The organism is Pseudoxanthobacter sp. M-2, assembly GCF_046156265.1.
GTDB lineage: Bacteria > Pseudomonadota > Alphaproteobacteria > Rhizobiales > Segnochrobactraceae > CAMDHY01.
Map to the genome: position 1 here is coordinate 193802 of NZ_JAWDIR010000001.1, position 7237 is coordinate 201038.

At 69.8% G+C, this 7237-nt stretch carries 7 protein-coding genes; all 7 read right to left on the minus strand.

The annotated features are described in order from the left end of the window. Position 1 precedes the first annotated feature (1 nt). Positions 2–1399, minus strand: coding sequence for a glutamine synthetase family protein (locus RUR49_RS00965; protein ID WP_409144451.1), 1398 nt, complete (start codon positions 1397–1399; stop codon positions 2–4). Positions 1400–1446: 47 nt separating this feature from the next. Further along, positions 1447–2529, minus strand: coding sequence for a branched-chain amino acid ABC transporter permease (locus RUR49_RS00970; RefSeq protein WP_409144452.1), 1083 nt, complete (start codon positions 2527–2529; stop codon positions 1447–1449). Between the two features lie 3 nt (positions 2530–2532). Next, positions 2533–3432, minus strand: coding sequence for a branched-chain amino acid ABC transporter permease (locus RUR49_RS00975; protein ID WP_409144453.1), 900 nt, complete (start codon positions 3430–3432; stop codon positions 2533–2535). A 10-nt stretch (positions 3433–3442) separates the two neighbouring features. Continuing rightward, positions 3443–4147: an ABC transporter ATP-binding protein gene (locus RUR49_RS00980; RefSeq protein WP_409144454.1), complete on the minus strand. Its 705-nt coding sequence runs from the start codon at positions 4145–4147 to the stop codon at positions 3443–3445. Between the two features lie 101 nt (positions 4148–4248). Next, positions 4249–5409: an ABC transporter substrate-binding protein gene (locus RUR49_RS00985; RefSeq protein ID WP_409144455.1), complete on the minus strand. Its 1161-nt coding sequence runs from the start codon at positions 5407–5409 to the stop codon at positions 4249–4251. A 127-nt stretch (positions 5410–5536) separates the two neighbouring features. Then, positions 5537–6256, minus strand: a complete 720-nt coding sequence (locus RUR49_RS00990) for an ABC transporter ATP-binding protein (RefSeq protein WP_409144456.1) — start codon at positions 6254–6256, stop codon at positions 5537–5539. Positions 6257–6434: 178 nt separating this feature from the next. Further along, complete coding sequence (locus tag RUR49_RS00995) at positions 6435–7034, minus strand: helix-turn-helix domain-containing protein (protein WP_409144457.1); 600 nt, start codon at positions 7032–7034, stop codon at positions 6435–6437. Positions 7035–7237 lie beyond the last annotated feature (203 nt).

Consider the following 7237-nt stretch of genomic DNA (forward strand, 5'->3'; position numbering starts at 1 on the left):
CTCACGTCCCCATGAAGTAGCGCTGCCACTCGAAGTCGCTGATGTGGCTCGCCCGCCAGGCCTCGAAGGCGTCGAGCTCGAACTGGCGGCTGAGCCCGTAGTGGTGGCGGAGCTCCGGCCCGAAGACCCGTTCGATGAAGTCCGACGCCGCGAACACTGCCATCGAGGCCTCGAGCGAACGGGGCAGGGCCTCGTGCGTCTCCATCGCCGGCACGCCGGGGCTGATGGCGATCGGCTCGATCTTCTCCTCGATGCCGTCGAGGCCGGCGGCGAGCATCGCGGCGATGCAGAGATAGGGGTTCACGTCGGCACCCGGCACGCGGTGCTCGAAGCGAGCAGCGCCAGCCGACGGCGTGGTGATGGCGCGGATCGCCGCGGCGCGGTTCTCGAAGCCCCAGGAGACGTTCTCCGGCGACCACGACAGCCGCTCCATGCGGCGGTAGGTGTTGAGCGTCGGGCGGAACAGGAGGTGGCTGTCGACCATGCGCGCCAGCAGCCCGCCGAGATAGAGCCGGCCGACATCCGTCAGCGTGTTCGCGCCGCCGGCAAACGCGTTGCGGCCGTCCTGCCAGAGGCTCTGGTGGTGGTGGGCGCCGCAGGCGCTTTCGCGGCCGGGGGGCTGGAAGCGCGTCATGAAGGTGGCGACCAGGCCACGCTCGGCGCAGAGCTCCTTGAGGTGGAGCTTGGCGCGCACCGCGTCGTCGGCGGCCTCCAGCGCGGTCTTCGGCCCGAGCGCGATCTCGTACATGCCGTGGCCGTATTCGGTGACAACCGACGACACGGTGATGCCGATCGAGGCCATGCGCGAGACGTAGGTGGCGAAGAAGTCCTGGTAGGTGCCGGAGCGGGTGAGGTCGTAGTTGATGTAGGAGTTGCCCCAGGGCTTCAGCTCGCGGAAGCGGCCCTCGCGCATCGCCTCTTCGTCGGCGTGGAAGATGCCGAACTCGTACTCGACGGCGAAGCGCGCCTCGTAGCCGAGCGCCTCAGCGCGCTCCTGCTGGCGGCGCACCGCCCAGCGCGGGTCGATCGGGCAGGGTCGGCCGTCGAGCCAGAACGCGTCGGTGATGACGGAGGCGAAGCGCTTGTCCCAGCCGTGATGGCGCACGCTCGCCGGATCGGCGAGCGCCATGATGTTCGGGAAGCCGTTATCGGTGTTGGAGATCGGCCCGGCGAACACCGGGTCGCCCACCGGCGCGCCGTCGGCATGGCCGACGCAGAACAGGATGCCGTTCAGGGCGTCGCCGTCGTAGGAGAGCTTCAGCGGCGTCGTCTTCGAGCGGAAGACGCCGTTCATCTCGGCGGTGTGGACGTGCATCAGCTCGGCGCCGGCATCGGCGAGCTCGAGCTTCAGGGCCTTCAGCTCGTCGCGCCGGGCGGCGGCATACGTCTCGAACGACATCGTCTTCAACCTTGCGGCATTGCGCTTTGCGAGGGGGAGGAGAGGGTTCAGGAGCGCCTGAGGCGCCGGAGCCAGCCGGCGGCGAGCTCGTCGAGCTCGAGGCGGCCCATGATGCCGTTCGGACGGAACGCCATGCCGAGCACGATGACGGCGCCGAGCGACAGGCCGGAAAGGCCGAGCATCTCCGGCAGCTTGACGCCCATCACGGTGGCGCCGCTTTCCAGGCTGCGGATCGCCTCGAGGCCGATCGAAAGGATGGCGCAGCCGACGACGGCACCCGACACCGTGCGCATGCCGCCGAGGATCAGCATGGCGAGCGTCAGGAACACCTGCTGGAAGAAGAAGGCGCGGGCGATCACCGCGCCCATGAAGTAGGCGTACATGATGCCGGCGGCGCCGCAGACGAGCGCGCTCAGCACCCACGCCTTGAAGCGCAGCTTGACGACGTTGACGCCGAAGGTGCGCGCCGCCAGCACGTCGTCGGCGCTGGCGCGCAGCTGCACGCCGTCCTGGCTGTCGCGGAAGACGCGCGCCACGACGATCGCCGCAACCGCGACCGCGATCGCCGTCGGCAGGCCGATGACAACGGGGATGCCGAAGAAGGCCTGCGCGCCCTTGAACAGGTCGGTGTAGTTGATGAAGACGCCGTGCGAGATGATCAGCAGCGACAGCGTCACGATCGAGGCGGCGATGCCCGACAGCCGCGCGATGATGAAGCCGGTGAGCAACGCCAGCACGCCGACGATGCCGAGGGCGACGACTGCGGCGACGATGGGATCGAGCACGACCTGGGAGAGGCCGAAGGGCGCGTTCGGGATGGAGAGCTTCTTGGCGGCGAGCGGGGTCGCGAGGATCGCGACGAAGTAGGCGCCGACGCCGACGAAGGCGCTGTGACCGAAGTTGCCGATGTTGGCGTTGCCCATGAAGATCTGCAGGCCGACGACGATCACGAGGTTGACGTAGCCGGCAAAGGCGATGCGCACCTGGTAGGGCGGCGCGAGCCACAGGATCAGCACGCCGATCACCACGACGGGGATCGCCACGACGAGGCCACCGAGGATCGAGCGCAGCAGCGGCGGCATCGAGCGGTCGGCGGGCATGGGGGCGGCGGGCGACTGGGCGGGGGCCATGACTCAGACCTCCTTGTCGCCGAGTTCGACGGTGCGGCCGAGCAGGCCCTGCGGCCGCCAGAACAGCACGACACCGACGAGGAAGTAGGTGAGCGCGTCGCGCAGACCGCCGAACTTCTGCGGCAGCGCCACCAGGATGGCGACGTCGAGGAAGCCCAGCACCATGCCGCCGACGGCAGCACCCGCGAGCGAGCCGAAGCCGCCGAGCACGCAGGCGACGAACGCCTTGATGACCGGCGCCGAGCCGAAGTCCGGCTCGACGCTGCCGCGGCGGGCGAGGATGAAGACGGCGACGAGCCCCGCCAGGAAGCCCGACAGCGCAAAGCCGGTGGCGATGACCCGGTTCGCCTTCACGCCCATCAGCCGCACGGTCGAGAAATCGCGCGCCGCGGCGCGGATGGCGAGGCCGAGCAGGCTGCGGTTGAGGAAGAGCACCAGCGCGACGATGGCGATGATGGTGACGGCGAGCTCGAGCAGTTGCAGCGACGACACCGCATAGGGGCCGATGAAGAAGGTCTGGTTGAGCGGCCCGAGGACCGAAACGGCGCGCGCCTTCGGCGAGACGAACAGCGTCAGCATGTTCTGCACGACGATCGAGACGCCGAAGGCCGTCAGCAACCCGGTCGTTGTCGGTGCGTATCTTACAGGCCGGAAGGCGACGCGCTCGAAGACGAGCGCCGTGACGATGCCCATGACGATGGCGATAGTGACGGCGCCGAGCACCGACTGCAGCCCGAGCGCCACGGCGAAGAAGACCGAGTAGCCGGCGACCGCGATGATCTCGCCGTGGGCGAAGTTGACGAGGCCCATGATCGAGAAGACGAGGGCGAGCCCGAGCGCCAGCAGCGCGTACTCCGACCCGAAGGCGAGCGCGTTGACGATCTGCTGGATGGCGTAGTCCATCACGCGCCCTTCAATGTCCGCCGATGGCAAGATCGGCGAGCCGCGGGTCGGCCCTGAGCTCCGCCGCCGGGCCGGCGTGGCGGATGGTGCCGGTGGAGAGCACGTAGGCGCGGTCGGCGACGGCGAGCGCCTGCATCATGTTCTGCTCCACCAGCACGATGGTGATGCCGGACTTCTTCAGCTCGACGATGTGCTCGAAGATGCGCGCGACGATGCGCGGCGCGAGGCCGAGCGATGGCTCGTCGAGGATGAGCAGCCTCGGCTTCGACATCATGGCGCGGGCGATCGCCAGCATCTGCTGCTCGCCGCCGGAGAGCGTGCCGGCGAGCTGGTCGAGGCGCTCACGCAGCACCGGGAACATTGCGAGGTAGCGGTCGCGCTCGGCATCCTGGTCGCGCTCGCGCCGCCGCACGAAGCCGCCGAGGCGGAGGTTCTCGGCGACCGTCAGGTTGGCGAAGACGCGCCGCCCCTCCGGCACTACCGTCATCGCCGACCGCACCCGCTCCTCCGGCGACAGATTGGAGACGTCGCGGCCGTCGAAGCTGACGCGGCCGGTCGAGGGCACGAGGCCGATGACGGCCGAGACGATCGAGGTCTTGCCGGCCCCGTTCGGACCGAGGAGCGCCACCGTCTCGCCGGCGCCGACCTCGATCGAGACGCCGCGCACGGCCGTGATCGGGCCGTAGCGGACGACGAGGTTCTCGACGACGAGCATGCCGGTCCGATGCGTCAGGAGGGCGGGAGCGTCAGGCGGCGGGTCGTCCGGCGCGGTCGGGATGGGCCGCGCCGGACGGGTCGCTCACGGCAGGCGAACGCTTACTGCAGATACGGGACGAAGGCGGGCACGGCGTCGACGATGACGACGCGCTTGCCGTCCTTGAAGCCGATCACCGGGATCGTCTTCACCGGATAGGCGCCCTTCTCCTTGAAGGAGAGGTTGTCGCTCATCACCGTCTTGGAGCCGTCGCTGGCGCGGATCGCCTCGCGCAGCTTCACCGGATCGTCGCTGCCGGAGGCCTTGGCGGCGTCGTAGACCACCTGAACCATGTCGGCGCCGAGCGCGTCGAAGATGCCGTTGACCTTGTAGCCGGCGGCCTTGCAGGCGGCGATGAACTGGTCGATGCGGCCACCGTCGCCCATCACGCCGTGGGTGGCGAAGATCACCTTGTCGAGATAGGCGGGGTTGCCCACCGTTTCCTCGAGGGAGGGGTCGTCGAAGCCGTCGCAGCCGGCGACGATGCCGTCGAAGCCGTTCGAGCGCAGCTGGCGCACCAGGATGCCGACGTCCGGCACCGGGCCGCAGACGTAGACGACGTCGGGCTTCTCGGCGATCGCCTTGATCTCGGCGATCTGGGGCGACCAGTCGGTGGTGCCGAAGGAATAGGCGAGCTTGCCGACGACCTTGCCGCCCTGCTTCTCCAGCGCCTCGCCGAACCACTCCGGCGTCTTCGCCGACCAGGACGCGCCGTCCTCGGAGGTGAGGATGACGGCGTTGCGGCCACCGGCCGCGAACACCGCCTCGGCGCCGGCGGCGGCGTTCATCGGATCGGGCACCGCGCCGGCGATGAAGTTGTCGAGGCCGACCTCGTGCATCTCCACCTGGGTGTTCGGGGCGGAGTAGACGGTGGCGCCGTAGCTCGCGGCCATCTGCGACATCGGGATCAGCGCGTCGGGGAACGGCACGCCGGCGATGACCTGTGCCTTCTCGTCCAGGAACTTCTGGCCGAGCGAGACGGAGAGCTGCGCGTCGGAGCGGGAATCCTCGATCAGGATCTCGATCTTCGGATCGTCGGGACCGGCCGCCTTGTTGAGCTGGTCGGCCATGCAGCGGGCGCCTTCGGCCTCGCTGTAGGGGGCGAAGTCGCCGGTGAGCGAGGCGGCGAGGCCGATCTTGATGGTCGGCCCCTCGGCGAGCGCCGGACCGGCGAACAGGGCCAGCGCGGCGGCCGTCCCGAGCAAGAGCGAACGATGCGACATGGCTGCTTCCCCTGTTTGTCTCCCCCGTCGGCGCTGCGCCGGCCGGGGGCCTCTCCCTTTGCGGATCGCCGCGGGCGGAGCATCGCCTGCGACGGGTGCGAAATCGGTGCCAGCGCGCGGGCGCGCTTCAGTGCACCGTGCCGAGATAGATCTCGATCACCACCGGGTCCTTGCGGATCGCCGCGGGCGTGCCGTCGGCGACGACGCGGCCCATGTCCATGACGGTGATGCGGTCGCACAGCCCCATGATGAAGCCGAGGTCGTGGTCGATGACGACGATGCCGAGCGGGCGCTCGTCGCGGATCTCGCGGATGGTGAGGGCGAGCGCCTCGGTCTCCTGGTCGTTCATGCCGGCGGCGGGCTCGTCGAGCAGCAACACCTCGGGGCCGAGCGCCAGCGCCCGGGCGATCTCGAGGCGGCGCTGGTGGCCGTAGGAGAGCACGCCGGCCGGCGCCTCGGCGAGATCCGACAGGCCCTGCTGGGCGAGCAGCGCGTCGATTGAGAGCCCGGCGACGCGGTCGGCCCGGTGCCGGCGGCCGGAGGTGAGCGCCACCTCGACGTTCTGGCGGACGGACAACTGCTTGAACAGGCGAAGGTTCTGGAAGGTGCGGGCGACGCCGGAATGGGCGGCGAATTCCGGCCCGCGGCCGCCGAGCTCGCGGTCGCCGAGGCGGACGCGGCCACCGTCAGGAGCGATCAGGCCGGTGACGACGTTGACGAGCGAGGACTTGCCGGCGCCGTTCGGGCCGATCAGCCCGACGATCTCGCCCGGGCGGCAGACGAGCGTGACGTCCTGCAGCGCCTGCACGCCGCCGAACCGCTTGCTCACCTGCTCGACCGACAGCACCCGGCCCGCCTCCCCGTCCGATCTCGTCGTCCGCCGTCCGGCCCCTCCGCCACGGCATCAGCGATGGTAGGATCGCCGGCGGAGGGAGGCAAGCGAATTTTCCGAAATGGAAAATTGCTGCGAAACCTTTCGCCCGCAAAGGGTCGACGACAGCGCGCTCGCGACCACGCCGCGCCGCCTAAACCGCCTCGCCACCCTCCTCGCTGGTGTCGAGCGGGATGGTGTTCGACATCAGCAGCACGGCGTCGCCCTCGCCGCCGGCGACATAGGCGTGGCGCATGGTGGCATCGAAGAGGATCGAGTCGCCCGCTCCGAGCCGCACCGTCTCGTAGTGCTCGGTGTGGAGTTCGAGAGTGCCGGAGATGACCGACAGGAACTCCTCGCCCGGATGGCTGCGCCAGCCGCCGCCCTCGTCGAGCGAGCGGGCGGAGACGGTGACGCGCCAGAAGAAGTTGCGCTTCTCCTTGAAGTCGGCGCAGAGCACCTCGAAGCGCAGGCCGTTGACGTCGTGCACGACCCCCTCGCCCGCCCGCGTGATCGAGCGCCGCGCCGTCGGCCGCACCACGTCCTCGGCGAGAAAGCCGGTGACGGGAACCTTGAGGATGCCGGCGAGGACCAGCGCCGTATCGAGGGTGAGCCGCGTCTTGCCGTTCTCGATCTTCGACAGCGTCGAGACGGAGAGGCCGGACATCGCCGAGATGTCCTGCAGCGTCAGCCCCTGCTTCTTGCGGTAGTCGCGGATCTGCGCCGCGATCTCGTGGACGGAGACGCGGGTCATGGGCGGGAACCGGTAGAAGGGCTGAGGCCGGAATAGGCCGAGGCACACGCACCACCCTCCCCTTGAGGGGGAGGGTCGGCGACCGCAGGTCGCCGGGGTGGGGTGGCGCCGCCGGGAGGCGGCGGGAAAGACAGCAACATCGGTGGCGGTGAGCCTCGTGCGCGGGCTCCCGCCCGCGGCCACCCCACCCCCCCGCGCCCCCC

Coding starts and splice junctions, on each gene's coding strand:
- RUR49_RS00965 (WP_409144451.1), bottom strand. CDS start 1,399: ATGTCGTTCGAGACGTATGCCGCCGCCCGGCGCGACGAGCTGAAGGCC.
- RUR49_RS00970 (WP_409144452.1), bottom strand. CDS start 2,529: ATGGCCCCCGCCCAGTCGCCCGCCGCCCCCATGCCCGCCGACCGCTCG.
- RUR49_RS00975 (WP_409144453.1), bottom strand. CDS start 3,432: ATGGACTACGCCATCCAGCAGATCGTCAACGCGCTCGCCTTCGGGTCG.
- RUR49_RS00980 (WP_409144454.1), bottom strand. CDS start 4,147: ATGCTCGTCGTCGAGAACCTCGTCGTCCGCTACGGCCCGATCACGGCC.
- RUR49_RS00985 (WP_409144455.1), bottom strand. CDS start 5,409: ATGTCGCATCGTTCGCTCTTGCTCGGGACGGCCGCCGCGCTGGCCCTG.
- RUR49_RS00995 (WP_409144457.1), bottom strand. CDS start 7,034: ATGACCCGCGTCTCCGTCCACGAGATCGCGGCGCAGATCCGCGACTAC.